The 26,362-nt window shown below is 65.5% G+C and carries 24 protein-coding genes and 1 pseudogene; 13 read left to right on the top strand and 12 right to left on the bottom strand.

Annotation, left to right across the window (positions count from 1 at the left end):
- Genes ABIA65_RS25065 through ABIA65_RS25035 form a run of 7 tightly spaced genes read right to left on the bottom strand, consistent with a single transcriptional unit; the run spans position 1 to position 7,877 of the window.
- Positions 1-1,134, bottom strand: a complete 1,134-nt coding sequence (locus ABIA65_RS25065; protein ID WP_241400649.1) for an MCE family protein — start codon at positions 1,132-1,134, stop codon at positions 1-3.
- Positions 1,131-2,438 (bottom strand): virulence factor Mce family protein, encoded by a 1,308-nt coding sequence (locus tag ABIA65_RS25060; protein WP_354525244.1) that lies wholly within the window; start codon positions 2,436-2,438, stop codon positions 1,131-1,133. Before ABIA65_RS25060 ends, ABIA65_RS25065 begins: the two co-directional genes overlap by 4 nt.
- Entirely contained in the window at positions 2,435-3,793 is a 1,359-nt protein-coding gene (locus tag ABIA65_RS25055; RefSeq protein ID WP_354525243.1) for an MCE family protein, read from the bottom strand. Before ABIA65_RS25055 ends, ABIA65_RS25060 begins: the two co-directional genes overlap by 4 nt.
- Positions 3,790-4,818, bottom strand: a complete 1,029-nt coding sequence (locus ABIA65_RS25050; RefSeq protein WP_241405806.1) for an MCE family protein — start codon at positions 4,816-4,818, stop codon at positions 3,790-3,792. The genes ABIA65_RS25055 and ABIA65_RS25050 overlap by 4 nt, the downstream gene beginning before the upstream one ends.
- A gap of 37 nt (positions 4,819-4,855) precedes the next feature.
- Complete coding sequence (locus tag ABIA65_RS25045; protein WP_354525242.1) at positions 4,856-6,292, bottom strand: MCE family protein; 1,437 nt, start codon at positions 6,290-6,292, stop codon at positions 4,856-4,858.
- Positions 6,289-7,116: an ABC transporter permease gene (locus tag ABIA65_RS25040; protein ID WP_241405807.1), complete on the bottom strand. Its 828-nt coding sequence runs from the start codon at positions 7,114-7,116 to the stop codon at positions 6,289-6,291. The genes ABIA65_RS25045 and ABIA65_RS25040 overlap by 4 nt, the downstream gene beginning before the upstream one ends.
- 23 nt (positions 7,117-7,139) lie before the next feature.
- Complete coding sequence (locus tag ABIA65_RS25035) at positions 7,140-7,877, bottom strand: MlaE family ABC transporter permease (RefSeq protein WP_354525425.1); 738 nt, start codon at positions 7,875-7,877, stop codon at positions 7,140-7,142.
- A gap of 291 nt (positions 7,878-8,168) precedes the next feature.
- On the opposite strand from ABIA65_RS25035, the gene ABIA65_RS25030 reads away from it, so the two are divergent.
- From ABIA65_RS25030 to ABIA65_RS25000, 7 genes are all read left to right on the top strand, one after another.
- Positions 8,169-8,687: an Rv1363c family protein gene (locus ABIA65_RS25030; protein WP_354525241.1), complete on the top strand. Its 519-nt coding sequence runs from the start codon at positions 8,169-8,171 to the stop codon at positions 8,685-8,687.
- Positions 8,668-9,249 (top strand): Rv1363c family protein, encoded by a 582-nt coding sequence (locus ABIA65_RS25025; protein ID WP_354525240.1) that lies wholly within the window; start codon positions 8,668-8,670, stop codon positions 9,247-9,249. Before ABIA65_RS25030 ends, ABIA65_RS25025 begins: the two co-directional genes overlap by 20 nt.
- An 80-nt stretch (positions 9,250-9,329) precedes the next feature.
- A complete protein-coding gene (locus ABIA65_RS25020; protein ID WP_354525239.1) occupies positions 9,330-9,746 on the top strand; it encodes a CAP domain-containing protein in 417 nt (138 codons plus the stop codon).
- Between the two features lie 202 nt (positions 9,747-9,948).
- On the top strand, positions 9,949-11,103 hold the full coding sequence (locus tag ABIA65_RS25015; RefSeq protein ID WP_241400656.1) for a cytochrome P450: 1,155 nt from the start codon (positions 9,949-9,951) through the stop codon (positions 11,101-11,103).
- A gap of 97 nt (positions 11,104-11,200) precedes the next feature.
- Positions 11,201-12,001 carry a cysteine hydrolase family protein gene (locus tag ABIA65_RS25010; protein WP_354525238.1) on the top strand — a complete coding sequence of 267 codons (801 nt, stop codon included), beginning with the start codon at positions 11,201-11,203 and terminating at the stop codon, positions 11,999-12,001.
- Between the two features lies 1 nt (position 12,002).
- Positions 12,003-12,182 carry a hypothetical protein gene (locus ABIA65_RS25005; protein WP_354525237.1) on the top strand — a complete coding sequence of 60 codons (180 nt, stop codon included), beginning with the start codon at positions 12,003-12,005 and terminating at the stop codon, positions 12,180-12,182.
- Between the two features lie 225 nt (positions 12,183-12,407).
- On the top strand, positions 12,408-14,432 hold the full coding sequence (locus ABIA65_RS25000) for an SDR family oxidoreductase (RefSeq protein WP_354525424.1): 2,025 nt from the start codon (positions 12,408-12,410) through the stop codon (positions 14,430-14,432).
- A gap of 36 nt (positions 14,433-14,468) precedes the next feature.
- Here the strand turns inward: ABIA65_RS25000 and tnpB are convergent, their stop codons facing one another.
- Positions 14,469-15,848, bottom strand: coding sequence for an IS607 family element RNA-guided endonuclease TnpB (gene tnpB, locus ABIA65_RS24995; protein WP_241400660.1), 1,380 nt, complete (start codon positions 15,846-15,848; stop codon positions 14,469-14,471).
- Positions 15,849-15,888: 40 nt separating this feature from the next.
- Positions 15,889-16,326, bottom strand: a pseudogene (locus tag ABIA65_RS24990) (IS607 family transposase); the annotation flags it as partial.
- A gap of 78 nt (positions 16,327-16,404) precedes the next feature.
- On the opposite strand from ABIA65_RS24990, the gene ABIA65_RS24985 reads away from it, so the two are divergent.
- Complete coding sequence (locus ABIA65_RS24985; RefSeq protein ID WP_354525236.1) at positions 16,405-17,442, top strand: nucleoside hydrolase; 1,038 nt, start codon at positions 16,405-16,407, stop codon at positions 17,440-17,442.
- 7 nt (positions 17,443-17,449) lie between these two features.
- Here the strand turns inward: ABIA65_RS24985 and ABIA65_RS24980 are convergent, their stop codons facing one another.
- Positions 17,450-19,012 carry a DNA polymerase Y family protein gene (locus ABIA65_RS24980; protein WP_354525423.1) on the bottom strand — a complete coding sequence of 521 codons (1,563 nt, stop codon included), beginning with the start codon at positions 19,010-19,012 and terminating at the stop codon, positions 17,450-17,452.
- Positions 19,013-19,046: 34 nt separating this feature from the next.
- Positions 19,047-19,754 (bottom strand): DnaE2-dependent mutagenesis accessory factor ImuA', encoded by a 708-nt coding sequence (gene imuA' / locus ABIA65_RS24975; protein ID WP_241400661.1) that lies wholly within the window; start codon positions 19,752-19,754, stop codon positions 19,047-19,049.
- Between the two features lie 309 nt (positions 19,755-20,063).
- On the opposite strand from imuA', the gene ABIA65_RS24970 reads away from it, so the two are divergent.
- The 4 genes from ABIA65_RS24970 (at position 20,064) to ABIA65_RS24955 (ending at position 23,968) form a co-directional block, all read left to right on the top strand.
- Complete coding sequence (locus ABIA65_RS24970; RefSeq protein WP_241400662.1) at positions 20,064-20,318, top strand: hypothetical protein; 255 nt, start codon at positions 20,064-20,066, stop codon at positions 20,316-20,318.
- Positions 20,319-20,400: 82 nt separating this feature from the next.
- Positions 20,401-22,023, top strand: a complete 1,623-nt coding sequence (locus ABIA65_RS24965; protein ID WP_354525235.1) for a S53 family peptidase — start codon at positions 20,401-20,403, stop codon at positions 22,021-22,023.
- Positions 22,020-23,249, top strand: a complete 1,230-nt coding sequence (locus ABIA65_RS24960) for a zinc ribbon domain-containing protein (RefSeq protein WP_354525234.1) — start codon at positions 22,020-22,022, stop codon at positions 23,247-23,249. The genes ABIA65_RS24965 and ABIA65_RS24960 overlap by 4 nt, the downstream gene beginning before the upstream one ends.
- The gene (locus ABIA65_RS24955) at positions 23,246-23,968 is read left to right on the top strand and encodes a hypothetical protein (RefSeq protein WP_241400665.1); all 723 of its coding nucleotides are present in this window, start codon (positions 23,246-23,248) and stop codon (positions 23,966-23,968) included. The genes ABIA65_RS24960 and ABIA65_RS24955 overlap by 4 nt, the downstream gene beginning before the upstream one ends.
- Before the next feature lie 6 nt (positions 23,969-23,974).
- Here the strand turns inward: ABIA65_RS24955 and ABIA65_RS24950 are convergent, their stop codons facing one another.
- Complete coding sequence (locus tag ABIA65_RS24950; protein WP_241400666.1) at positions 23,975-24,556, bottom strand: TetR/AcrR family transcriptional regulator; 582 nt, start codon at positions 24,554-24,556, stop codon at positions 23,975-23,977.
- Positions 24,557-24,645: 89 nt separating this feature from the next.
- On the opposite strand from ABIA65_RS24950, the gene kstD reads away from it, so the two are divergent.
- Positions 24,646-26,301, top strand: coding sequence for a 3-oxosteroid 1-dehydrogenase (kstD, locus tag ABIA65_RS24945; RefSeq protein WP_241400667.1), 1,656 nt, complete (start codon positions 24,646-24,648; stop codon positions 26,299-26,301).
- Positions 26,302-26,362 lie beyond the last annotated feature (61 nt).

Below are 26,362 nucleotides of genomic sequence, written 5' to 3'. Positions count from 1 at the left end.
TCAGCGTCCCTGATCGCCTATGTACGGTGCGCTCAACGGGTTCCCACCGGTGTATGGACTGGGCATCTGCCCGATGGTGCGACCCCACTGCATCTCCAGCTCGGTTAGGCCCCCTTCGAAACGGGTGCCGGTGAGGAATGCCGCGTCGAGGCGGCTCAGCGTGAGGTCGAAGACCCCGGTGAGATTCACATAGTCACCGCGGAAGTAGTTTCCGATGTTCTCTTTGACGAAAGGGAACGTCGTCAAATAGCTCAACGAGGTGACCATTGCCGGGCCGGCGTTGGCCAACGACTCCAGCACCGGACCGAGATCGTTGAGTTCCTTGATCAGGTCGTCCTTGGTCTGGCTGATGGTGTCCGCGGTGAGTGCGCCGAACTGCCCGAGCTTGTCCAACGCCAGCGCCAACTCGGCACGACGATCGGACAGCACTTCGAGCGCCTCGGGAATCGTTTTGAGCGCTCGATCCAACACCGGAGAGCGAGCGGCAAATTGTGCTACCAAACGGTTCACGCTGTCCGCGGCACCGATGATGTCCTGGGTTTGACCCTCGACGCCGGTCACGAACACGTCAACCTGCTCGATGAGGCTGCGCAGATCGCCTGCGCGGCCGGCGAATGCAGTGCTCAGCGACTGGGTGATGTCGTGGATCTGGCCCAGGCCACCGCCGTTGAGCACAAGCGAGAGCGCAGCCAGCGTCTGCTCCGTGGTGGGGTAGGCAGCTCCGGAGGCCAGCGGAATCAGTGACCCCTCATGCAGTCTCCCTTCGGGGGCGACGACGGTCGGCGGGGCCAGCTCGACGTGCAGTGAGCCGAGCAGGCTGGTCTGGCCTATCGTCGCCGTCGAATTCGCCGGCAGATTGACCTCACCGTTGAGTGTCATCGTCAGCAACGCGTGCCAACCCTGCCGTTGGATCTCGGTGACCGTGCCTACGGTCACGTCACCGACCCGCACACGCGAATTGCGCTGAATGTTACCGACGTCGGGCAATTGAGCCTTAACGGTGTAAGAACCCTGCCCGCCTCCCTCGGTGCCCGGCAGAGGCAAGGAGTTGGCGCCTTGCCAGCCACACCCGGCGGTCAGCGCAACCGTTGCGGCGATTCCGGCAAGAACTCTCGATGGATGTCGCCTCCTCATGATCCTGCTCCCGCAGGGATGAGCATGTCGTGCAGATTCTGCGGGCCGTGTTCGACCGGCGGGCCCGACGGTGGCTGCGGTTGTTCTGCAGGCAAGGGGGCCGCGCCAGGCCCGGCAGGCGTCCCTGGAGGGGGTACATAGTCCGGGCGCATCCAGTCCTCGCTGTAGGTGATCTCATTCGGTCGTGCATAAGCGCCCACAACAGGATTGACGCCCAGTGGCGGGAAATTGATCTGCCGATTCTTCACGATCGGGGCCAGATACTGCACGCACAGCTTTGCCGATTGTTCGGCGTTGAGGCGGGACGCGGCCTGTATTGCCCCACAGAGGAATTGAATGGGGTTGGAAAAGTTGTTCAAACTGAATGCACCGGCAAATCCACCGATGGCAGGCGGATAGATATTGACGAAGTTGGCCAGTTCCGTCGGGGCGACGTGCAGTGTCTGCTCCAGATCAGCCCGACTCTCGTGCAGCGCCCCGCTGATCGATGCCAACTTGTCTGCGGTCACGCCGATGGTCTCGCGATTGTCCGCGGTGAAGCTCGCCACCTCACCCAGCACAGCGTTGAGCTCGTCAAGGGCTGCGCCTATCTCCTGCGGCTGGTTGTCCAGGAGTTGCGTCGTGGACGCGAGGTTTCGATTCAGCTCGCGCATCACATCTCTGCTGTCCTGAAGTGCGGAGACAACCAGTGCCAGATTCTCGACGGTGCCGAAGATATCGTCACTGTGGTCCCCTAGCGCCGACATGGTCGTGGCCAGATTTTTTATCGCTCGGTGAATGTCGGTCCCCTGCCCGCGCAGGTTGTCGGCAGCGGTGTTGACATACGCCCCGAGTGTGCTCACCCCGCCCGGCTGGGTCGGCTGCAACGCGTCGGCCAACTTGGCCAACTGATCTCGCAGATCGTCCCATTCGACCGGGACGGCGGTGCGCTCGATCGGTATGACCGCGTGGTCGGCCATCACCGGCCCGCCCGTGTAGGCGGGGACGAGTTGTACCGCCCGTGCCGATATCAGCGAGGGCGAGAGGATCACTGCTTTGGCATCGACCGGCACCCGGTAGCTGTCGTCCACCCACATGGTGATCTTCACCTGCGTCGGCTGACCCTCGATCGTCGCTATCTCGCCCACCCGTACACCGAGAATACGAACGTCGTCTCCGGGGAAGATCCCGGTGCTGTTGGCGAAGTAGGCGGTGATCCGCGTGCGTCCACTTGTGTCCCAGATACGCAGCGCGGCAGCACCACCGGCAAGGATGACGACGAGTCCCACAACGGCCGTCAAACGCCAGAACCTGTTGATCTTCATTCGCTGTCACCCGATTCAGGAGAACCGCCACCTGCTGGAATCTCCCCGGGGGCAGGTACGAATACCGGACCGTGGGTGGGTGGGGTCGGTGAGGCATCGCCGATCGCCGGAGGCCCGGGAGGCGGGCCGCCGGGCGCGGGTGCCGGCGGCGGTTCCCGGTACGGGTAACACCCGGTGGGACCGGGTAGCGGCAGGCCGGGCGGTCCGCACCCCGGGTCGCCGGGGTTACCGGTGATCGCGTCGGGCAACGTCATCCGCGGCTCGCCGCCCTGTCCTGTTCGCGGGAAGGGCACAGGTAGCGCCGGAGTTCCCGGCTGGCCCTCCGGAGGGTCGGTGAGCTGTGAGGGAGCCAGCACGTTCGGGTCCAGCCCGAGGTCGGAGAATGCCGCGTCGATGAACGGCTGAATATACTGTCCGGGCGGCAGATTGGCCACGAAGCCTTTGAAGAACGGCCCGGAGGACACTGACTCTCCCAGCGCCATAGCATAGGAATTGAGCCGCTTGACGGCGTCCTGCAGCCGTTCGCGACGATTATCGACGATCGCCAGCACCCCGTTGAGACGGTCCAACGTCGGGGTGAAGGCCGCACGATTCTCAGCGATGAAGGCGCGTATCTGTTGACTGACCGCGACGATACTGGTCGAGATGGAGTCCAGTGCGGCGCTCTCTGTGCGAATCTCGGCCAGCAGCGCGTTGGTGTTGGTTATCAGGTCGACGATCTGGGTGCTGCGCTCGCCCAACACGCCAGAGACCTTGCCTACGTTGGACAGCAGCGAGCGCAGTTGCGTATCGCGTTCGGCCAGAGTGGCCGAGAGTCGCGAGACACCGCCCACCGCGGCACGCAATTCCGGTGGTGTCTCGGAGAAGGTCTGGGCCAAGGTCTCCAGCGATGCGGAGAGTTCGTTGGTGTCCAGACCGTTGATGGTGACGGACAGATCACCCAGCGCGTCGGCGAGTTGATAGGGAGATGTGGTCCGATCCAATGTGATCGGACCCACCAGCCGTTCCTCACCGCGTGGGGTGACCTCGATTACCTTGGCCCCCAGCACCGTCTTGGTCTTGATGGCCGCCTCAGAGCGGTCCCCGATGAAGACACTGCGGTCGATGTCGAAACCGACAACGACCCGGTCACCATCCAGGCCGATGGAGGACACCTGCCCGACCCGTAGACCCGCCACCTCCACCGGTGAGTCTGCTCGCAACCCGGCGGCATCGGCGAAGTAGGCGGTGTACCCATCACCGCCACCGAACATCGGGATCTTGTCATAGTTCAGCGTGCCAACAAGAACGGCGGCAGTGACCGCCATTCCGACGGCGCCCACCACGACCGGGTTGCGCTCGGTCATCGGCTTCATTTGGGAGTGCACCTGCCCGATGTCTGCGCCGCCGCCTTGATGTACACCGGCTGACCGCCCTTTCCGTTGACCTTGATGATCGCCTCACACATGTAGAAGGCGAACCAATCGCCATAGAGGCCTTGGCGTCCCAACATTTGATACGCCTCGGGAAGGGTGTTGAGCAGATTGTCGAAGTACTCGTGGTTGTTGAGAACGATGGTCGCTACCCGGTCGGTCTCATGCCGCACCTTCTGAATCGCCGGCCGCGACTGCACCAACAGGTCTGAGACTTCGCGGGCGGTGGTGTCGACATGCGCTATCGAGTCGGCGATCGCTTCCTTGCGCTCGGCAAGTGCCCCGGTCAGCTTTTCCAGACGATCGACTGCCTGGCTGAAGTCTGCGTCGTTGTCACCGATCGCCCCCAGTACAACATCGAGATTGGTCACCAGATCGCCGATCAGCGCATCCCGGTCGGCCAGGGTGTCGGTCAGGGTCGCCGTTTGTCCCAACAGTGAACCGATCGTCTGGCCCTGTCCCTGGAAGGCCTGGATGAGTTGACTGGACAAGGCATTGATCTGATCGGGGTCCAGCGCCCGGAACAAGGGTCGGAAACCGCCGATGAGGGTGTCCAGGTCGAGCGCGGGTGCGGTGTTGGCCAGGGCGATGGTGTCACCGGGCTGCAGCACTGCTCCGCCCCCGTCACCGGCTTCCAGCGCCAGGTAACGGTCGCCGTAGAGATTGTCAAAACGGATGACAGCACGGCTGCTCTGAGTGAGTTGGACGGTGTCATCCACCTGGAATGCGATGTCCACCAAATTGTCCCGGTCGATCGTGATCTTGTGGACCTTGCCCACCTCAACCCCGGCGATCCTGACAAAATCACCGCTCTTGAGCCCGCCGACGTTGCTGAACAATGCCCGATAGCTCTGGTGCGGTTGGAAACGCACCTGTGCGAATACGGCGATCAGGACGAACAGACCGGTCAAGCAGACCGAGAGGAAGATCGCCAGACGCCACAGCACACCGCTTAACGGCGATTTCAGCACGATGACGCTCCTTTCGGTGTGGTTGACGTGTTACTCATGGCTGAGCCGGGTACGGGGTCGGCGGTGTCGCCATCGGGAACGGTGCCTCAAACGGTTCAGATCCCGGCGTCGCACCCGACGCACGTGGCTGTCCCGGCGGCGGAGCAGGCGGCAGCCCGGGATACAACGGGCTCCCGTCCGGTGCGTACTGCGGGGCCCCGTATGGGGGGCCACCCGGATAGGGAATCGGCGCGGGTGCGGGACCGTTGAGGTTGCGCACGCTCGGCGGCTCGGGAACGCCGCGGGTGACCGGGAAGTAGTTCGCCCATCCGGGGAATCCGATGCCGGGATTGACCCTGATGTCGTTACCGGTACCCCAACCGGTATTCGTCACCAACTGTCGCACCGGGAACCGCTTGCTCGGGTCGGGTAGGGATCCGCAGCCGGGCTTACCGCCTGGTCCTCCCTTGGCTCCCACGATCGGCAGGTGGTCGGGATAACTGTAGGGATCCTGACCCCACGCCAGCGACGCATCCAAGACGATCGAGTACCCGTTACCGCCCTCGGCCTGCGCCCCGCCGTTGTCGATGAACCACTGCGCGCCCAGCAATGTGCAGGTCAGCGCCGGGTGATGTTCGTAGAGCATCGAGGTCGTGGGTTCCAGGGCTTCGACTGTGCGGACCAGGTCGTCTTTCCCGGCCCGCAGCAGCTGGACACCACTGTCGGCGAATCCGATGACATTGGCCAACAAGGTGTCGACATCGTCGGGTTGTGCTGCCACTGTCGCTGACGTGGTGCTGAACGCATCCAACGTGTTCAGCAGGTCACCGGCGACGGCACCATAGGTGTCGGCGAAGCCACGTACGGCCCGCAGATCCGTTCGGATGGTCTCGGTACGGGGATTCAGCTCCAGGAGAACTGCATTGGCGTCGCTGGTGGCCTGCCCGATTTCCTGACCCTGTCCGCGAACACCGGCTGCGATCGCGGACAGGGTTGCGTTCAGTTTGGCCGGATCGATTCTGTCCAGCAGCTGCACGATGTTGTCGAACACCGTGTTGACTTCGACGGCCGTGTTCAGGGAACGGAGGGTCTGCCACGCCGTGATGCGCTCGGCGCTGGGGTTGCTGGGATAGACCAGATCGACGTACTTCGCGCCGAAGGCCGTCGTGGCATTGATGCTCGCTTCCACGTTCGCGGGGATGTACTCGGCGTAATGCGGATCGATCGCCAGTGTCATCACGGCTCCCCCGTCAGCAGCCGAGCGGACTTCGGCGACGTGCCCGATGGCCAATCCGCGCATCTTCACCTTGCCGCCGGGCTCCATCACCAGTCCGGAACGGTCGGCGGTGAGCGTGACCTGGAGATATGAGCGGAACCAGCCGTTGAACAGCGCCGCCGTGACAACCACGATGGCCACCAGCGCGATCACCAGCAGGCTCGCCCACCAGCTCGGTCGGATACGTGAATCTTTAAGCGGTAGCAACGCATTCACCCAGACAAGTTGAAGTTGCCGGAACGTCCGTAGACGGACAGGGAGATCGCCAAGGTCACGAAGACGACAACGATCAGCGATGTCCGTACCGCTCGCCCGACCGCTTCCCCGACGCCGGCCGGGCCACCGCTGGCGGTGTAGCCGTAATAGGTGTGAATAATCATGACCGTCAACGCCATCACCATCGCCTGCACGAAGGACCACACCAGGTCGGCCGGGTTGAGGAAGGTCTTGAAGTAGTGGTCGTAGACGCCCGTCGACTGGCCGTAGACCACCGTCGTGCCGACCCGCGCAGACACGAACGACATCAATACCGCCACACAATAGAGCGGGACGACCACGATGACCCCGGCCAGCAATCGGGTAGAGGCCAGGTAGGAGATCGACCGCACCCCCATCACCTCCAGGGCATCGATCTCCTCAGCGATCCGCATGGCACCCAATTGCGCTGTAGCGCCGGCGCCGATGGTCGCCGCCAGTCCGATGCCGGTGGTGAGCGGACCGATGATCCGAACGTTGAGATAGGCAGATGTGAAGCCCGTTAGAGCTTCGACGCCCACACCGGCCAGGGTGTTGTAACCCTGCACGGCGATCAATGCGCCTGCCGACATGGTCAGGAAGGCCACGATGACGATCGTCCCGCCCACGACAGCCAATGCCCCTGCGCCGAGACTCATCTGGGCTACCTGGACGGCGACCTCGGTGCGATAGTGCACCACGGCGTCGCCCACCGACCTGATTGTCTGACCGTAGAACTGGGTCTGTAGCCCCAGTTGGTTCCAGCCGTTCTGGATCGCCGTCACGGCACGCCGTGCCCGGGGCATCAGCGTGCTGGGAATGCTGCCGCTCACATCGTCGCCTGAACGCCGACCGCGGTGACCAAGAGATTGATCACGAACAGTGCCATGAAGGAGAAGACCACCGTCTCGTTGACGGCGTTACCGACGCCGGCCGGTCCGCCACCGACCGAAATCCCCTTATAACAGCCGACCAGCGCCGCCACCAGACCGAACAACGCCGCTTTGATCAGCGATATCACGATCTCTGAAGTCCCGGTGAACAACGTCATCCCGGCCACAAACGCACCCGGTGTCACGTCTTGGACATACACCGAGAAGAAGAACCCGCCGAGCACACCGACGACACAAACAACCGAGTTCAGCAGCAGGGCGACGATCACGGTGGCGATCACCCGGGGTGCCACGAGGGCTTGCAATGGGTCGATCCCCATCACGCGCATGGCATCCAGTTCGTCACGGATCGTCCGCGCACCGAGATCGGCGCACATCGCGGTGGCAGCGGCACCCGCGACAACAAGCACGGTCACCAGCGGACCGATCTGGGTGACCGCGCCGAAGGCTGCGCTGGCCCCGGAAAAGTCTGCTGCGCCGAACTCGACAAGCAGGATGTTGAAGATGAAGACCGACAAGACGGTGAACGGGATGGACAACATCACCGTCGGCACTATGGACACCCGAGCCACGAACCACATCTGGAAAATGCACTCGCGCCAGGCGAACGGCGGTCGCGGCAGCAGCATCGCGGTGTCGACCACCATGGCGATGAAGCCACCGATGCCCCGCATGGGCTTGGTGATGATGTCGGCGCTTACCACTGCGTGCACTCCCTGTCGACGACGGTGCGAGACGGCACCGCTTCTCGACAGAGTGCAACAGGGGACGTCACGGGTCGGCAATGACGGTGATTTCAGATGGTGCAGAACATAATTGACGCTCACACATGTCTTGCATCATTTGAAGTCGGCAGTCTTGACCGGCACGAGGTATGTGCATTGACAATGGTCCCACGGCCGTGAGCTACGAGATGGATGCGCATGACAGAGATGACCCAGAGCGTTGCCCGGGAGGACCGGGACATGATGTCGGACGCCGAGGACGAGGCACCTCGGCCGAAGAAGCGGCCGCAGCGAGTAACCGCGGCCGGCTACCTGATCATCCTGCTGAGCCTCGCCCTGCTGATGGGGTTTCTCGCAGTGCGCAGCTACACCGGCGGGCAGGAACTACGTCGCCAGGAAGCGTTCATCCAAACGGCCCGTAGCGGTTCCGAGATGCTGACCACCGTCGATGCCGACCATGTCGACGACGATGTCGCCCGTATCATCGCCGCATCGACCGGGCCTTTTTTGGAGGACTTCCAACTTCGTTCGGAGGCCTTCGTCGATGCGGTGACCAAGACGCAATCGAAAACCCACGGCACCGTGCTGGAGGCGGGGTTGGAGGAGGTCCGTGGTGATCAGGCCGATGTGCTGGTGACCATGGCAGTCACGACGTCCATCAACGGTGCACAGGCCCAGCCGCGTCAGTGGCGCATGCGGATCGGCGTTCAACTGGATGGATCGACGATGAAGGTATCCAATGTGGAATTCGTCCCCTGACAACCGATGGTGGCCGCGCGCCGCGTCGACTTCTGACACCTCGACGCCCGAAGATGAGTCGGGCACTACCGACTCCGCCCGACGGCGTCGCCGCCCACGATCGGCGACAGTCGTCGGCTGTGCGGCGTTGATGCTGGCGTGTGGTGCGGGCTGGTTGAAGTTTCACGACGCCACCCAGCGACAGGCCCTTGATGCAGGCTCAGAATCGGTCCGCGCCGCGACGGAGGGCACCATCGCGATGCTCAGCTACGCCCCTGACACCGCCGAAACAAACCTGCCCCTGGTCCGCGACCGCCTGACCGGCGAGTTCCGCGACTCGTTCTCGGCACTGGTCAACGACGTGGTGATTCCCGGTGCACGGGAGAAACAGATCGTCTCGACCGCGACGGTGCCCGCTGCGGCCTCGGTGTCGGCCGACTACGGACACGCTGTCGTGCTCGTCTATGTCAACCAGACAACCGTGATCGCCAACGACCCGCCCGTCGACACCGCGTCCAGCGCGAAGGTCGCGCTCGAACGGATAGACGGACGCTGGCTGATCTCGGACTTCGCCCCAATCTGAGCGGAACGGGCAATCTCATGAAACTCTGCCGCATCGTCCTGACGGCGTCCGTGGTGTTGGCCGGGGCAGTGTCACCGCCCATGGCCCATGCGGACAACAACCGGCTCAATTCCAGTGTGGTGCAGATGGTCAGTATCGTTCAGTACAAGGCCGGCTGTCGGCACAAGCTCCGAGTTGACCGACGTCTCCAGCAGGCTGCGCAGTGGCACGCGGTGGATGTCCGCAACAACCGGGCGCTCGCCGGCCATGACGGATCGAACGGATCCGCGCCGCCCGACCGCGCTGCCGACGCCGGGTACACCGGCACTGTTCGGGAGACGGTGGCCATCAACCCGGCTCTGGCGATCAGTTCCATGGAACTGATCAACAAGTGGTACTGGAATCCCGAGGACTTCGCGGTGATGAGCGACTGCACGCGCACCGACATCGGGGTTTGGTCGGAAAACGCGCTGGACCGCACGGTGGTCGTAGCAGTGTATGGAAGCCCCGCAATCTGACGCAGCCGGCAGCTTGCCGAGCGGATATCAGCGCACCTCGCCGGATCGATCGGAGTAGTGCCAACACCACGTACGGACCTTCCAAATGTCCACTCGGTCAGCAAAGCTGAGGTTGGCTCCGTTGGTCACGCCGCGGTGTCCGACGCTTGGGAGAGAAAGAGTGACAAAAATGGTTCAACCGGCCACCGAAAAACGTCCGACAGTGGAATTCGACCACTACGATCAGCGCATCGCGCACCGAATCCACGATGTGTACCGGGAGCTGCGAAACGAGCACCCGTTGCAGTGGACCGACAGCCACGGCGGCTACTGGATTGCGACCGGTTACGAACCGATTCATGCGATTGCCTCTGCGCCTGACGAATTCACATCGGGCGAGGCACTCATACCGGCTGTGACCGGCGGCAACCCGCTGATCCCACAGATGCTGGAAGATCCCGATCATCGTATGTACCGGACGCTGCTGCGTGACTGGTTCACGCCGCGGCGCATCACCAGTTTCGAACCGGCGCTGCGCGAGTTGGCTGCCGAGACCCTGGCCTCGCTGACCTCGCCGGCCGATCTGGCAACCGACTTCGCCCTGCCGATCCCGATGGAGATGATCCTGCGGGTGCTCGGCGTTCAGGTACAGAACATGGATCTCATCCGCGACGGTGTCCGCTACATGGTGGACCAGGGCGGCCAGGACACCAGCGGGGCGCACGAAGCCTGGCAAGGCGCGATGGCTTTCGTACAGGACGTCATCATTGCGCCACTTCGAGACAACCCCGGTGACGACCTGCTGAGCTATCTGCTCTCCAAACAGCCCGATGTCGCCGAGCTGACCGACGAGGTGATCGCCGCAATCGGGTTCAGCATGATCGGCGCCGGGTTCGACACCACCTACAAGACACTCGCGACAACACTGGCATATTTCGCCGAGAATCCAGAGATTCAGGCACAGGCACGGAAGTCTCCGTCCGCACAGGTCGTGGAAGAGTCGTTGCGACTGTTCGCCCCTGTCGTCACGGGCCGCACGGTGCAATCGGATACCACGGTGGCAGGTCAAACGCTCAGGTCGGGTGAACGGGTTCTGCTCTCACTGCCCGCCGCCAACCGCGACCCGGCAGAGTTCACTGAACCCGACGCCCCCAGGTTCGACCGAAACAACGTTCGACACCTGACTTTTGGTAGCGGAATCCACAAGTGCCTCGGCATGCACCTGGCCCGGCTGGAACTGCGAGTGGCGATAGAAGAGGTCTTCCGCGCATTCGATGATTTCCATGTCGCACCCGGGCAGGAGGCCAAATATGTCCAGAGCCAGGTGTGGGGTGCGGTATCGGTACCGATCGCATTCACCCGCGCCGTCAACGTCTAGCAGCGCCACGGCACCGGCACAGCATAACCGTGACCTTGTTGACTGACTCGGTTTCAACAGTACTGGCACCAACGTCTTTTTACTGGAGGATGTTTCGATGCTGATCGGTTCAGTTTTTCGAAATCTAATTTGGCCTGCCGGTCTGCACCGACGCGCCTCGACGCCCCACCATTCTGCCGCGACTCTGAACAACCGAACGCCGCGGCTCGTCGAACGACCTGTGCCGGCGGACTTCGACATCTACGGAGGTGGACCCGTCGCAGCCAACGAGTTTGCCTTGCTCATCCTCGGATGCCAGCCAGAGATCCTCGCACCGATAGCGGATCACGAGGAACTCATTGCGGAAATAAACAAGGTCATCGACATCGTGCGTATCCACGAGGGGACCGTTGTACACGCGCGGATGGCATTCGATCCGATGGACTACAGGTTCCCGCCTTTGACCAATAAGGAGTTCGCCGCGGTGGTGCAGGAACACCGACTGGAGAACGGGACTCCCGGTAGCGAGTCGCACCCTTCGCTCCTGAAAAGTCCGGAGGACATTGAGTTTCGCACCACCCGGTTGGGTATCTTCTCGAACACCGATCTCGACGAACTACTGACGAACTACGGTATTACCACACTCATAATCGCCGGATGTCACACCAGTGGCGCGATTCTGACCACAATCAGAGAAGCCGCCGACCGCGATTACCGGATAATCATGGTCGAAGGTTGTGTTGCCGATCCCGAACCCGAACTGAACAGATTCTTGCTGCGACGGATCTTCCCGCGACAGGCAGAGATTTGGACCGCCGCACAGCTCTATTCTTCGCTCGCGGTGAGTAAGTCGCAGCAACATCGAACGGCTACACCTGACTGTCACGATCGACAGTATGCCGCGCGCACCAAGTCCTGAAATGAAGTTGGTTGCAGCCGCTTTCAGTTGCAACGCCGTGCACCGGGCCGGTGGCGGGCTCGATGACATCGGTGCCATCGACGGGCTGAACATGGATGACGAGCTGGCCTTCGTCAGCCGCCCGACACGGCTGCTGTCTGAGAGGCTGCGCCGAAAGTCTCGCGCAACCGGCTCTCGTTGAGGGTCCGGGTTGCCGCCGTCAACTTCATCTATCCGGCAATGTAGACCCACTAGTAGGTCATTTGACGCTAGCCGCCAAGCCATTTCGCAGCAGATGCCCGGGGAAGTTCGTCTCAGATTCGTGTCACATATGAAATCGATGTGACGTTCATCGCGAGAATGTGACGCCGGTTCTGAGAATCCACAGGTGTTGACGTTTGCCGCAATGAGGGTGACCATGGCTGGCATGCGCTATGTCGTTACCGGCGGTACCGGGTTTATTGGTCGCCGGGTCGTGTCCCGAATTCTGTCCCGCTCCGAGGACGCCCAGGTGTGGGTGCTGGTGCGGCGAGAGTCCCTCGAGCGATTCGAGCGACTCGCACAGTCCTGGGGTGAGCGGGTAAAACCGCTGGTCGGGGACCTGACTGCGGATGGCCTCGGGCTCAACGATGAGGCGCTGGGTGAGCTGGGCGCCGTCGACCACGTCGTGCACTGCGCGGCGATCTATGACATCACCGCCGACGACGCCACCCAGCGAGCCGCCAATGTCGACGGCACCCGCGCGGTGATCGACCTGGCCGTACGGCTGGACGCGACGCTGCACCACGTCTCGTCGATCGCGGTGGCGGGCACCTTTCCCGGGGAGTACACCGAGGAGGACTTCGACGTCGCCCAGGACCTCCCGACGCCGTATCACCAGACCAAGTTCGAGGCGGAGTCGCTGGTGCGGTCGGCGCCGCGGCTGCGCTACCGCGTCTACCGTCCCGCCGTGGTGGTCGGGGACTCGCGCACCGGCGAGATGGACAAGATCGACGGGCCTTACTACTTCTTTCCCATCCTGGCCAGGCTGGCCAAGCTGCCGTCGCTGACCCCGATCGTGCTGCCCGACACGGGCCGCACCAACATCGTGCCGGTCGACTACGTCGCGGACGCGTTGGTCGAACTCATGCACGCCGCCGGCCGCGACGGCCAGACGTTCCATCTCACCGCACCCAAGACGACGGGCCTGCGTGGCATCTACCGCGGTATCGCCAAGGAGGCCGGACTGCCGCCGCTTCGTGGCTCGCTCCCCAGCGCCACGGCGACCCCATTCCTCAAGGTCGGCGGCCGGGTCAAGATCGTGCGCAATATGGTGGCCACTCAGCTGGGCATCCCGGGCGAGATCCTCGACGTGGTCGATCTGGCACCGACGTTCACCGCCGATAACACCACAGAGGCGTTGCGCGGCACCGGAATCGAGGTCCCGCAGTTCTCGACGTATGCGCCGAGGCTGTGGCGGTACTGGGCGCAGCACCTCGACCCCGACCGGGCGCGACGCGATGATCCGCGCGGGCCGCTGGTGGGCAAGCACGTCATCATCACCGGCGCGTCCAGCGGTATCGGGCGCGCGTCGGCGATCGCGATCGCCGAACGCGGGGCCACGGTCTTCGCGCTGGCCCGCAACGCGTCGGCACTCGACGACCTGGTCGCCGAGATCCGCCAAACCGGCGGCCAGGCATACGCATTCACCTGTGACGTCACCGACTCCGCGTCCGTCGAGCACACCGTCAAGGACATCCTCGGCCGGTTCGGGCACGTCGACTACCTCGTCAACAACGCGGGCCGGTCCATCCGCCGATCGGTGACCGCCTCCACCGACCGCCTGCACGACTACGAACGCGTGATGGCGGTCAACTACTTCGGGTCGGTGCGGATGGTGCTCGCCCTGCTGCCGCACTGGCAGGAGCGCCGATTCGGCCACGTGGTCAACGTGTCCAGTGCCGGAGTCCAGGCCAGCAGCCCCAAGTACAGCGCCTATGTGCCGACCAAGGCCGCGCTCGACGCGTTCGCCGATGTGGTTGGCACCGAGACGCTCTCGGAGCACATCACCTTCACCAGCATCCACATGCCGCTGGTCCGGACGCCGATGATCGCGCCCTCACGCCGGCTCAATCCCGTCCCGCCCATCACCGCCGAGCACGCCGCGGCGATGGTGGTGCGCGGCCTCATCGAGAAGCCCACGCGGATCGACACCCCGCTGGGCACCCTGGCCGACTTCGGCACCTACCTCACCCCGAAGCTGTCCCGACGGCTGCTGCATCAGCTGTATCTGGGGTACCCGGACTCCGCGGCGGCCAGGGGCGTCACGGCCGCCGACGGCAACGACACCGGGACGTCCGACCCCGCGCGCACGCGCCGGCCCAAGCCTCCGGCGCGTGTCGGCGGCGCACACCTGCGGGTACCGCGTCCGATCAAGCAGGCGGTCCGCCTGATCCCCGGCGTGCACTGGTAGCCGTTTCGGCCGTTGCGAGTGAGTGATCTTTAGTGGTCACACGACTCGCACCCCGTCTCGGGGTTGTTCGGCAGCCTTGCGGCTGCGTCCCTTCCGCGCTTCATCGCCACCTGCCCGGCTAGGCCGGGTCTTACGGTCGGCTCCACGCTTGACGGCGGCCCCAACTGGGCCGACGACGCTAGTGGTGTCCTCGTAGCGTGCGAGATTGATGGCGGCACAGTCATCACGCTGATGCGATACAGAACAGGCCTCGCATTGCCAGTGTTCAGCCCATCCGATGTCCTGCACATGCTCGCAGGCATGGCAGGTTCTCGATGATGGAAACCAGCGGTCAGCAACGACCAGCTGCGACCCGTACCAGCCAGTCTTGTAGGACAGGTGGCGCCGCGGTGTGCCTAGCGCTGAGTCCGACAGGCCACGGCGACGTGCCCGAGCACCTGCTAGGCCCTTCTGCCGCAGCATTCCCGCAGCGTCCAAACCTTCAACAACGATCCGGCCGTGGGTTTTAGCCAACCGCGTTGTCAGGACATGCAGGTGATGAGTGCGGACATCGTTGACCCGGCGGTGCAGCCGGGACAGTTCTGTAGTGCGTTCCATGTAACGTCGGGAACCTTTCACACAGCGGGAGCGCGCACGCGACACGCGCCGCAATCCGCGCAACGCCCTATCCAGCGGGCGCGGGTTCTCGACACGTTCGATCACCACACCGTCCGCGGTGGCCACGGTCGCCAAACGCCGCACACCCACATCAACCCCGACCCGCGATCCGGGTAACGCCACGTTGGGTTGCTGGGGACGTCTGACGAGCACCCGCACACTGGCATCCAGTCGAGTGCCATTGCGGCGCACCGAAATCGCCAGCACCCGCGCTCGCCCGGCACGGATGAGGCGTTCGATACCGCGGGTGTTCTCATGCGTGCGGACCGTCCCGATCACCGGCAGCGTGAGGTGCCTGCGGTCGGGTTCGACCCGCATCGCGCCGGTAGTGAAGCACACCCGGTCGGCGTCGCGGCCCCTCTTCTTGAAACGTGGGAACCCGACCCGTTTCCCGGCACGCGTGCCTGCCCGGGAACTCTGCCAGTTCCAATAGGCGTCCACCGCGCCCGCAATACCGTCAGCGTAGGCTTCCTTCGAACACTCCGGCCACCACACCACACCGGTCTCGGCGTTCACACACAGGTCGCCCTTGACCGCGTTCCACCGCTTTCGCAGCACCGCAAGCGACGGCTTGGCCGTTCCAACACCAGTGGTGTGCCACGCCTCGATATCGGCTTTCAGGACGGCCACAGTCCAGTTGTGTGCCTTACGCCGCGCACCGAAATGCCTCGTCAACGACCGGGCTTGCTCCTCGGTCGGATCCAGCGTGAACCGGAACGCCTGCACACACCAGCCCGCGGGAACCTCAAAACGCGCCATCAGGGCGCCTCGCAGTCAGCGCCAGCCCCAGCGGCGCCTGTGTCAGAATCTCCGTCATATCGCGCACCAGGTCGTCATCAACCTCAGCCGAGTCCACCACAACCAACTCTCGGACCTCCCCCGGCCAACGCGCCCTGAACGTATTCCGAGCCGAACCGGCAACCAGTCCCGGCGCTCCGCCACGATCCGGTGCGCCGACCGATCACGCAGCAACGCGAGGAACTTGCGGCGGTGCCCATTGCGCGCAGACCCAACCTCGGTCACGACCTTGTCGACCGGGATCTGCTGGGCCGTAGCCCACGCAGACACCCGCGCATACACCGCAGTTCGCGAGCGCGATGCAGCTGGCAGACAGGTCGTCCACCAAAATCAACCGTCCCAACCTCCCCGCCGGCACCGGCAACAGCCCGGCGCGAAACCAGCGATATGCAGTCACTCGCGCAACACCGTTGCGCTCAGCCCACGCCGCCAGATTCACACTTCCGTTCCTACAACACACCACCGACAACTACCGGCCACTCAACCCGCAGCAGCTGGTAGCCCTATCGTTGGCGGCGTGAGCGCGCCCGTATTCGCCGACGTCGACACCGGTGTGGACGACGCGATGGCGCTCGCGTACCTGTTCGCCAGCGACGATGCCGACCTCATCGGGATCGCGTCAACGGCGGGAAACGTCCCCGTCGACGTGGTCTGCGCCAACAATCTCGGCCTTCTCGATCTCTGCGGTGTCAGCGGGGTCCCAGTGTCAAGGGGTTCCGACCGCCCGCTGACGACACCGCTGCGCACCGCCGAGGACACCCACGGACCGTTGGGCCTCGGGTACGCCCGGCTTCCCGCAGGGGACGGGCGGCTGACCGACTACGACGCCGCGCAGGCCTGGGTGCGGGCCGCCCACGCGTATCCGGGCGAGTTGATCGGCCTGGTCACCGGACCGCTGACCAACCTGGCGCTGGCCCTGCGCGCCGAACCCCGCCTGCCCAGGCTGCTGCGACGGCTGGTGATCATGGGAGGCGCCTTCGACTACCGCGGTAACACCACACCGGTCGCCGAGTGGAATATCAGCGTCGACCCCGAGTCGGCCGCCGAGGTGTTCAACGTCTGGGGTGCGGCGTGGGGTCTGGAGATGCCGACGCACCTGCCGATCGTGTTGGGGCTCAACCTCACCGAGCACGCCGTGATGACACCGGCGATCCTGAGCCGGCTCGCGGCCGCGGCCGGTTCCGCGACCGCGCCGATGAGCGTGCTCGACGACCGCGGCACCCTGTCGGCTGCCGCCAACCCGTTGATCCGCGTGCTCGAGGACGCCATGCGGTTCTACTTCGAGTTCCACTTCGACCAGGGCGAGGGGTATCTCGCGCACCTTCATGATCCGCTCGCCGCGGCGGTGGCTCTCGACCCTGACCTGGTGCGCTGCCGCCAGACCACCATCGATGTGGAGCTGGCGGGCAGGCTCACTCGCGCCATGACCGTGGTCGACTGGCGCGGACACTGGGGCCGACAGCCCAACGCCCACGTCGGCGTCAGCGTGGACCCGGACGCGTTCTTCGACCGGTTCATCGCCCGCGTGGGGCCCTTCGCCGCCGGCCTGTCCTGACGGCACCTCACTCGTACACCCCCTCCAGATACCACCTCCTCTGCCGGTAGCACAGCAGCATCGCGCGGCCGACTGTGTCGTTCCGGTTCTCGAGCAGCACCTGCACGCGAGCCGTGCGCCCCTTCCCCTGAGCCGACGACTCCTCCGGATTCCCTGACTCCCACCACCTTTCGTCAACGAGCCACGGTCCGGCCCACCAGCTCAGGCTCTCGGATCTGCCGTCCTCGGTCAGGCGCGCCGGAACCGCGGAGAGCAGTCCCCGGGCGGTCACCCGTACCGGGGCGCCCTCGACGTCGAGCAGTTCCACCGGATCGTCGAGCAGCACGGTGGGCGATGGGTCGGGTAGCCGACCGGGCCAGGGCTGTGTCGGGTCGGCCCGGGGCACCGGCTCATCTCCCAACGGGGTGAACGTGATGCGTTCGGCGGGCCCGCGACCACCGCTGAGCACCGGCACCCGAACCGCATCTGGCCCGAGCAGACCCTGGACCCGCACCAGGGCACGCCGAGCACGCAGCCTGTCGTCATCACCGGAGGACCCCCACAGCGGCAGCTGCAGCGCCGCCGCCGACACCACCTCCACCGGATGCAGCCTCAGCAGGATCACCGGCGCTGTCGGCCGGTCCTCCCGGCGACGGTTCAGCCACCCGTCCAGCTGCCAGCGCACACGATCGGCGGTGGCATCCTCGGTCAACGGTTCGGCACATCGCCAAACCCGTTGCAGCTCCTCACCATTTTCGGTCACAGCCTGGATGGCCAGCCGGGTGCAACCGATCCCCGCGGCCTCGAGACTGCGATGCAGTTCGGCGGCCAGTGACCGACCGGCGAATGCCGCCGCGTCCACCCGGTCCACCGGCGGATCGCAGTTGCGCACGGCGTCGAGATCCGGTGGTGGTTCCCGGCCGGAGGGTCCACGGGTCGGCTCACCACGTGCGAACCGGTGCGCGCTCACCGCGTCCGCACCGAACCGGGACGCCACGTCCGTGCGTGACAGCGCGGCGAACTGGCCGACGGTTCGGATGCCCATCCGCCACAGCAGATCAGCCAAATCCTCCCGACCGGGCGCGGCCAGGCTTGGCTCGGCGGCCAGTTGCCGGATGGACAGCGGGGACAGGAACCGGGCGTCACCCCCCGGCTCGACGATCCGGCCGGCACGCGCGGCGAACACCGCGGTGGACAGGTGATCGGCGATGCCGACCTGGCACTCCACACCCGCCGCGGCCACGGCGTCGACGAGGCGCTCGGCGGCGGCCTGCTCGGACCCGAAGTAGCGGGCCGCCCCGCGCACCGACAACACCAACAATCCGGGCCGCAGCACCTCGGCACGGGGCACCACATCGTCGACGGCGGCCGTCACACCCTCGAAGTGGCGGGCGTCCCGAGCCGGATCGGCCGCGGTGACGTGCAATTGAGGGCAGCGCGCCTGGGCCTCCCGACGCCGCAGGCCCCGCCGCACCCCCGCCGCACGTGCGGCTGCCGAGCAGGCCACGACGCGATTGGCCAGTGTCACCGCGGCCGGGGCGGTGGCAGACAGACCCGCCGCCGCCGCTGCCGCCACGGTGGGCCAGTCCATACACCAGATGGCCAGCACCCGAGCGTGAGCCACGTCAACCACCCACTGCGCGAATGGGGTCGCTTGCCCTACCGCGACCTCGCATCGCCAACCTCACCGCGCTGATCCGCCCACATCCGGGCACCGGTGGCCCCGGCCCCGCACCCGTCACCTCGTATCCGCAGACCCTGGCCTCCAACCGCGCCGACGCACCCGGCCAGTCGCCCCCGGTCACCAACAGGGTGCATTCCCGCTGCCGGGCCCGTGCCGTGACCGCCCGGGCCCGGCTGGGCGACACCGATCGCCCACCCAGGCTCAGCACCACCAGGTCCAGGCCGTCCATCAGAACCGCGGCCACCTCGACCGGGTCGGGACCGGGATCTGGGATCACCGCGAGCCTGCTCAGATCCGCACCCATCTCGACCGCCGCCAACAGTCCGACGTCGGGCAGCCCGACGATGGCCACGTGATCACCCGCCGCCGTGACGGTGGCCACCATGCTCAGCATCAGCGACCGAGCGCCCGTCAGCACCGCCACCGCCCCGCGTGGCAATGCCCCTGGGAGCAGATCGGCCAGCGAATCCGGGACCGGCAGCAAACTTTCCGAGGCGGGCAGGAGGGCACCCGCCGGTGCCGGGGTACGCTGTGCCGATCCGGCCGGAGCGGCCCCCTTCCCGGACATCGCCGCCATCTTCCGGCGAAGGTGTTCTACCTGCTCAGCGCGGCTCGACCGGCGTTCCTCCAGGCTCGCGGCACTCGTCACAGAAGCACCTCCCGCACCATCCTGAACAGATCTTCAATCGAACATGTGTTCGATGATCCGAGTAAACACTCGCCCTCCGACAATCGTCAAGCGGATCCGAGCGCCGATACGCCGCGTGGGTGACCAACATCGCTGGTGAGGCCATACGTAATGACTGTGCGCCGATATGAGTGGTGAGCTAAAGTCAAGATCGCCAGAACCCGCTTCGGGATGGGGCTGGTGTACGGGCCCCGACACGGACCGTGCTGAGCCGCGCAAGCGGTTCGCCGAAGACTCGTGTTCGAACTCGGGGATAGTTAGGACTCACACATGAAGTCGAATCGTCTGGCTCGTCGCATCGCGGCAGCTGTCGGCGGTACCGCCATCGTTGCCATGGTCGGCTTTACCGCCGCCTGCGGTACCGAAAAGGAGCAGGCCCCCGAAACGACCACGACGACCACGACTCCGTCGTCGGCACCGTCGTTGTCACCCACGGAGAAGTCAATCAACCCCACGGGCGGCAACCTGTTCACGCCTCCGGTCAAGGCGCCTCCTGCGCCGACGGCCATTCCTGGCGACAACTGATCTGGCGCGGCCTCGGGAGCCACACCGGCTTCCGAGGCACCGCTAGCGCAATACCGCGATGGTTCGGCAGCCGTTACCGACCATGACGACACCCCCCAACCGACGGGTCAGACCCGCGCGGTGGTTGTTCGTTGCCGTCGCCGCGGCAGCTCTCCTGGTCACATCGGACATTCGGCCGTCGCCGAGCCCCGATACCGCAGGCAGGATCGACGGACCGTTCGCGTCACTGCTGGCCGCCTCGACCGATCTCGGTCCCGCCCGCGGTGACCACGTCCAGCTGACGGCTGCCCTGCGTGACCGCACCCGACCGGTGACGTTGATCGAATGGGCACGGGCACAAGGGCTCTCGGCGCGCTGGCGACTCGGCGACAACTGGGCGATCATCGAGGGCGCCCCGGCAGCGGTGTCGGAGTCCCTCGACGTCGAGGTGCACGACTACCGCGGCAAACGCGGCCAGGAGTTCTACGCCTCTCCGCAGCAACCCCGCGTGCCGGCCGCCCTGGCCGGCGACGTCACCGAGCTGGGCCGGATCCTCAGCTACACGCCTCACCGGATGTCGCGACCGGACAACTTCCCCCTCGACGTACCGGATCGCGGGCTGAGCCCGACCGACCTGCTCAACACCTACAACGCGGACGACTTGGCGCGAGCCGGCTTCACCGGCAAGGGCCAGACGATCGTCATCTTCGCGTTCGACGGGTTCGACCAAGCCGACCTCGACACCTTCTCCACCAAGTACGGGCTCCCCCAGTTCACTCCCGAGGTCGTGGGCGGATCGCCCGGCAAGCCGCGTGGTGAGTTGACCATGGATCTCGAAGTGGCACATGCCATTGCACCCGATGCGACGAAGGTCGTGGTCAACGCCCGGCCCACTGTCGAGGGCGAGGGCGGCTACCAGAGGGTCGGTCAGATGTTGGAGGACACCGACCGCCAGTTCCCCGGCGCGGTCTGGAGTTTCTCGATCGGCTGGGGCTGCGACAAGCTGCTGACCGCCGCCGATCTGGCACCCGTGCGTTCAGCACTTGCCGTGGCCCACGAGAACGGCACAAGCGCGTTCAACGCCAGTGGCGATCTGGCCGGGCTGGAGTGCAAGGGCGGCGATGACTGGGACTCACCGCCGGGCACACAAGACATCGGCCTGGACTCGGTGGCGTCACTGCCCGAGATGACCAGCGTCGGTGGCACCACGCTGTCCACCGACGCCGACGGCGGCTGGCTTGCCGAACAGGCCTGGTTCGACGTGCCGCTGTCCCAGGGCACCGGCGGTGGGGTGTCGACGCTCTTCGAGGTTCCGCCCTGGCAGCGAGGTTTCACCGAACAGGTTGCACCCGAACGGAACACCGGCAAACGGATGACCCCGGACATCTCCGCCGTCGCCGATCCGTTCACCGGGGTGAAGATCGTCCTCAATCAGCAGGACGTGGTCGGAGGTGGCACCTCCCAGTCGGCCCCCATCTGGGCCGGGTTGGCCGCCGTGATGAACCAGTACCTGCTCGCCAACGGCGGCGATCTGATCGGCGACTTCAACCCGCTGCTCTACCGGATCGCCCAGGGCGCACAGCTTCCCGCGTTTCGCGACGTGACCCTCGGCGGTAATGCCGTTGACACGGCGGGGCCGGGCTATGACCTCGTCAGCGGTCTGGGCACACCTGACGTAGACAATCTGGTTCGCAACATCCTCATTCTGCAGAAGGTGACGCGATGAGCACGCAGTCCGAACCCAATGATCCCGAGCGGCCCACCATGGAGTGCTCGGTGTGCCAGATGGACGTCCCCGCCGGGCAGTTCTGCGGCTACTGCGGCGACTACCTGGAGGATCACCCGCGAAGCGGCCCGAAGTGGTTGCGGATGAGAGCGTTCAGCGCATCGCCCGGTGAGCACCTGCTGACCCCGAACCTCGCCAGTTCGCTGTTCCCGCAACTGCCGCCGGCATCCCGGAAGGTCTTCCTGCTCGGGCTCGGCCTGCTGCTGGTCGCACTCATCGCCGCCACCTGGTTCAAGCTTCCCGCCGTGCTCATCACCGTGGCGGCGTTGGGACTGCCCCTGCTCTTCCTGATCTATCTGCAGGAGGCCGACGCGCACCGCGACATCCCGTCGGCGACCCTGGTGATCACCGCGGCCCTTGGCATCGGCCTCGGGGTGGGCTGGGTGCTGCTGACTGGCGCGGCCATGGCCCGTTCGTACGGGGTGCCGCTGGGTGCGGGCATCAGCGCAACTCGCATCGTTCGCGACGGACTGGGCATACCCGTGGGCGGCATGCTGCTGATGCTCGTGCCTGCCGCGCTGGTCCGACTGTTCCGCCCGGGACCGCGAGAGTCGTTGGACGGCTTCGCACTCGGCGCCCTCGGTGCGCTGATGTTCACCGGTGCGGCGACCCTCACCCGTCTGGCACCGCAGTTCACCACCGGAATGATCGCCAGGGCGCGGCCGATGGACGGGCTGATGGTCGAGGCGGGGATCCGGGGTATCGCGGTACCGCTCACCGCGGCATGCGTCGGGGGGCTGATGGGCGCGGCGCTGTGGTTCACCCGACCCGCCAACAAGAAGGAGAAGGGCCGCACCTACGTGCGACTGGTCCTTGTCATACTCGCCCTGGCCGTGATGGCGATGTACGCCGGCCTGGGGTTGGTCGACGTCGCGCGAGTGCCCCAGTTCCTGCAACTGGCAGTGCATCTCACGATCGCCGTCATCGCGCTGCTGGCGCTTCGGATCGGTCTGCATCTGGCACTGCTGCACGAGGCCCACGACGAGGTCCGCGAGGACGAACCGATCCTGTGCCCGTTCTGCGGTCACGTCGTGCCCGATATGGCCTTCTGCCCGGCGTGCGGGGCGGCCACCCACGCGGCGTCGCGGTCATCGCGACAGATCCGCCGGGATCAACGCCCGGTACGGATCGACTCCGGCACCACGCCCGAGACGGATGACCGATGACGACGGTCGCTCCCGGGTACTCGGTCTTCGGCGGCACCTATGCCGTCGCGGCGCCGCCTGCCAAGACGTCGCACCGCCGCCTCGTCGTCGTGTGGGTGTTGGCCATCGCCGTCGTCGCCGCCGGTCTGGTGGCGCTGTCGGGCGCACTGGAGAAACCGAAGCCCCGTTACGTGTGCCCGCCGGACTGCGGCGCACCGCCACTGGGTGAGCCCGTCACGATCAATCCCCGCTTCACCTCCGACGACGGCGCCTTCTCGGTGGCCTATCCCGCCGAGGGTTCGGCCTACCAGATCACCACCGCGCCCAACAGCGTGACGGCGAACCTGCAGGCCGGCGACGGCGGCACCATGCGGCTGTTCAGCGAGCCGGCGGCTGGCCGATCCCCGCGCGACATCGCCATCGCCCTGGTGAACAAGACGTTCCCCGACACCAAGACCGCCTACGAGATTCCCAACGCGATGGTGGGCTATCAACCCGGGTTCGGGATGGTCGCGGACTGTTGGCCCCAGGGTGCGACCGCCAGCTATTCACGGATGCGGGTGATCGTCATGGTCGCGGTGAAGGACGACCTGGCCCTGGTGGCCGGCGCGGTCGGGCCGTATCACGCCTTCGGACCGGACTTCGGCTCCGGCAAGCCGTCAGCGGCGAATCTCCAACTCGCCCTGGACATGGGCAAGTACGTCAACAGCTTCAGCTGGCGTGGCGACCCGCTGCGCTGAACTCAGCTACGTGGCATAGGGGGACGCCGCGATGGCCTGGTCGATGCACGACAACAGCGTCGACTCCGTGTTCGCGGTCGTCATCCACTGCCGGTATCCGAATTCGATGACGGCGAGAACGGTGCACACCGTGACTCCGGGCCGGTAGTCGGTGTCCGGGTCGAGGCGCATGCGACGAGCGGTCATCTGAATGAGCGTTGCGCGGTCGGCGTCGCTGATCAGAGCCACTCTGTCCAGTATTGCGGGCACCGCGGTGACCACCGTTCGCCATTTCCGCATCTCGGCTGCGTCGACGTGACCGGTCTGTGTGCGGATCGCGTCGATCAACCCCTCACACACGTCGCGGTCCTCGGGGTGCGAGGCGAATCCGTTGACGATTGCGGCGCTGCTGGCCCGTAGCGGCCGCAGGAGCAGGTCATCCTTGGTGGGGACGTGCCGGTAGTAGGTGCTCGGCGAAACACCTGCGGCGGCGGCGATTTCATCGGTTGTGACCCGCGCGTAGCCACGTTCGGCGAACAGCTGCAGCGCCGCGGCGTCGATATCGCGACGCACCTGCTCACGCTGCTTCTCCCGCAAGGACGAACTCACAGCTGACCATCATGCCACCTTGTGCCATCAACTACCTACATGATAGTAACTGTCATATCGAATGACACTGTCAGATTGGGGTGATGGGGATGGATGCCGTTGACGTGGTGGTAGTCGGCTCGGGCGCTGGAGGGATGGCAGCCGCGATCACCGCCGCCGCCCACGGCCTGAGTGTGGTGATTCTGGAGAAGTCCCAGTACTGGGGCGGTTCGACCGCGCGCTCGGGTGGCGGAGTCTGGATCCCGGGCAACGACGAACTGCGCAGGCACCTGCCCGCCGATGACCTCGAGTCGGCGCGCACCTATCTCCGGGCCATCGTCGGCGCCGATGTCGACGCCGCGCGTATCGACGCGTACATCGACCGGGGGCCCGAGGCGCTTCATTTCCTGACCGAGCACTCGGCGCTGGATCTGCAGTGGGTGCGCGGCTACAGCGACTACCTTCCCGAACAGCCCGGCGGTACGGCTTTGGGCCGTTCGTGCGAGCCGCGTCCGTTCGACGCGCGCCGACTCGGCGATGATCTGGCCACGCTGCAGCCGTTCTACACCCGGGCACCGCTCAACGTGGTGGTCCAACAGTCCGACTACCGTTGGCTCAGCGTCGGATTCCGGCACTGGCGGGGACCCCTCCGCATGCTCAAGGTCGCTGCCCGCAGCGCTCTCGCGCGAGCCCGCGGCGCCAAACTCGTCGGCCTGGGCAGCGCCCTGGCCGGATCGCTGATGCTCGGGGTTCGACGGGCCGGTATCCCGGTTCACCTCGGCACCGCTGTCACCGAGTTGGTCATGACCGGCGACCGCGTCACCGGGGTCAGATGCGACGACGGACGCGTGATCGACGCTCGTCGCGGCGTCATTCTGGCCAGCGGTGGATTCGATCACGACGAGGAGATGCGCACCCACCACCATCGCTCACCGGCCGGCCCAGCGCTATCACTTGGCGCGGCGTCCAACACCGGCGACGGTATCCGGGCGGCGGAAAAGGTAGGTGCCGCAACCGATCTCATGGATGACGCCTGGTGGGCACCGTCGATACCACTCCCCAAGGGCCCGTGGTTCGCCCTCGCCGAACGCTCTCTACCGCGCAGCATCATGGTCAACGCCACCGGCAGACGATTCATGAACGAATCGCTGCCCTACATCGAGGCCACCCATCGCATGTTCGGCGGCCCCCACGGACAGGGCACAGGCCCCGCCAGCAACCTGCCCTGCTGGCTGATATTCGATCAGACCTACCGCAACCGCTACATGTTCGCCGGCAAGCCCGCCCGCACCCCGCTACCGTCCTCGTGGTTCACCAGCGGTGCGCTCACCACGGCGGACTCCATCACCGCGCTGGCCACCGAAATCGGTGTTCCCCCAGACGCTCTCACCGACACCGTCAACACGTTCAACCACGCGGCGCGAACGGGCCACGACGCCGACTTCCGCCGCGGCGAATCGGCATACGACCACTACTACGCCGACCCCACCAACACCCCCAACTCCAGCCTCGGCGAGATCACCCAAGCACCCTTCTACGCCGCGCAGATGGTGCCCGCCGATCTCGGAACCAAGGGCGGCATCAGCACTGACGATCACGCGCGCGCCCTCACCCCCGATGCCACACCGATCCCCGGCCTCTACGCGGTCGGCAACACCTCAGCCGCCCTCATGGGCCACACCTACGCCGGCCCCGGAGCCACCATCGGTCCCGCGCTCGTATTCGGCTACCTGGCAGCGCTTCACATCACCGATCGGCAGACGTAACGGCCGACCAATGTTGACATTGACGAATGTCACCATTGGTGGTGTACTTGTGGGACGCTTC

It is taken from the genome of Mycolicibacterium sp. 624, from assembly GCF_040548615.1.
GTDB lineage: Bacteria > Actinomycetota > Actinomycetes > Mycobacteriales > Mycobacteriaceae > Mycobacterium.
Note: the sequence above shows the minus strand (reverse complement) of the source record. Positions and strands in the feature narration are given on the sequence as shown.

Coding starts and splice junctions, on each gene's coding strand:
- ABIA65_RS25065 (WP_241400649.1), bottom strand. CDS start 1,134: ATGAGGAGGCGACATCCATCGAGAGTTCTTGCCGGAATCGCCGCAACG.
- ABIA65_RS25060 (WP_354525244.1), bottom strand. CDS start 2,438: ATGAAGATCAACAGGTTCTGGCGTTTGACGGCCGTTGTGGGACTCGTC.
- ABIA65_RS25055 (WP_354525243.1), bottom strand. CDS start 3,793: ATGAAGCCGATGACCGAGCGCAACCCGGTCGTGGTGGGCGCCGTCGGA.
- ABIA65_RS25040 (WP_241405807.1), bottom strand. CDS start 7,116: ATGCCCCGGGCACGGCGTGCCGTGACGGCGATCCAGAACGGCTGGAAC.
- ABIA65_RS25035 (WP_354525425.1), bottom strand. CDS start 7,877: ATGCGGGGCATCGGTGGCTTCATCGCCATGGTGGTCGACACCGCGATG.
- ABIA65_RS25030 (WP_354525241.1), top strand. CDS start 8,169: ATGATGTCGGACGCCGAGGACGAGGCACCTCGGCCGAAGAAGCGGCCG.
- ABIA65_RS25025 (WP_354525240.1), top strand. CDS start 8,668: ATGTGGAATTCGTCCCCTGACAACCGATGGTGGCCGCGCGCCGCGTCG.
- ABIA65_RS25020 (WP_354525239.1), top strand. CDS start 9,330: ATGGCCCATGCGGACAACAACCGGCTCAATTCCAGTGTGGTGCAGATG.
- ABIA65_RS25010 (WP_354525238.1), top strand. CDS start 11,201: ATGCTGATCGGTTCAGTTTTTCGAAATCTAATTTGGCCTGCCGGTCTG.
- ABIA65_RS25005 (WP_354525237.1), top strand. CDS start 12,003: ATGAAGTTGGTTGCAGCCGCTTTCAGTTGCAACGCCGTGCACCGGGCC.
- ABIA65_RS25000 (WP_354525424.1), top strand. CDS start 12,408: ATGCGCTATGTCGTTACCGGCGGTACCGGGTTTATTGGTCGCCGGGTC.
- tnpB (WP_241400660.1), bottom strand. CDS start 15,848: ATGGCGCGTTTTGAGGTTCCCGCGGGCTGGTGTGTGCAGGCGTTCCGG.
- ABIA65_RS24980 (WP_354525423.1), bottom strand. CDS start 19,012: ATGGACTGGCCCACCGTGGCGGCAGCGGCGGCGGCGGGTCTGTCTGCC.
- ABIA65_RS24970 (WP_241400662.1), top strand. CDS start 20,064: ATGAAGTCGAATCGTCTGGCTCGTCGCATCGCGGCAGCTGTCGGCGGT.
- ABIA65_RS24965 (WP_354525235.1), top strand. CDS start 20,401: ATGACGACACCCCCCAACCGACGGGTCAGACCCGCGCGGTGGTTGTTC.
- ABIA65_RS24960 (WP_354525234.1), top strand. CDS start 22,020: ATGAGCACGCAGTCCGAACCCAATGATCCCGAGCGGCCCACCATGGAG.
- ABIA65_RS24955 (WP_241400665.1), top strand. CDS start 23,246: ATGACGACGGTCGCTCCCGGGTACTCGGTCTTCGGCGGCACCTATGCC.
- kstD (WP_241400667.1), top strand. CDS start 24,646: ATGGATGCCGTTGACGTGGTGGTAGTCGGCTCGGGCGCTGGAGGGATG.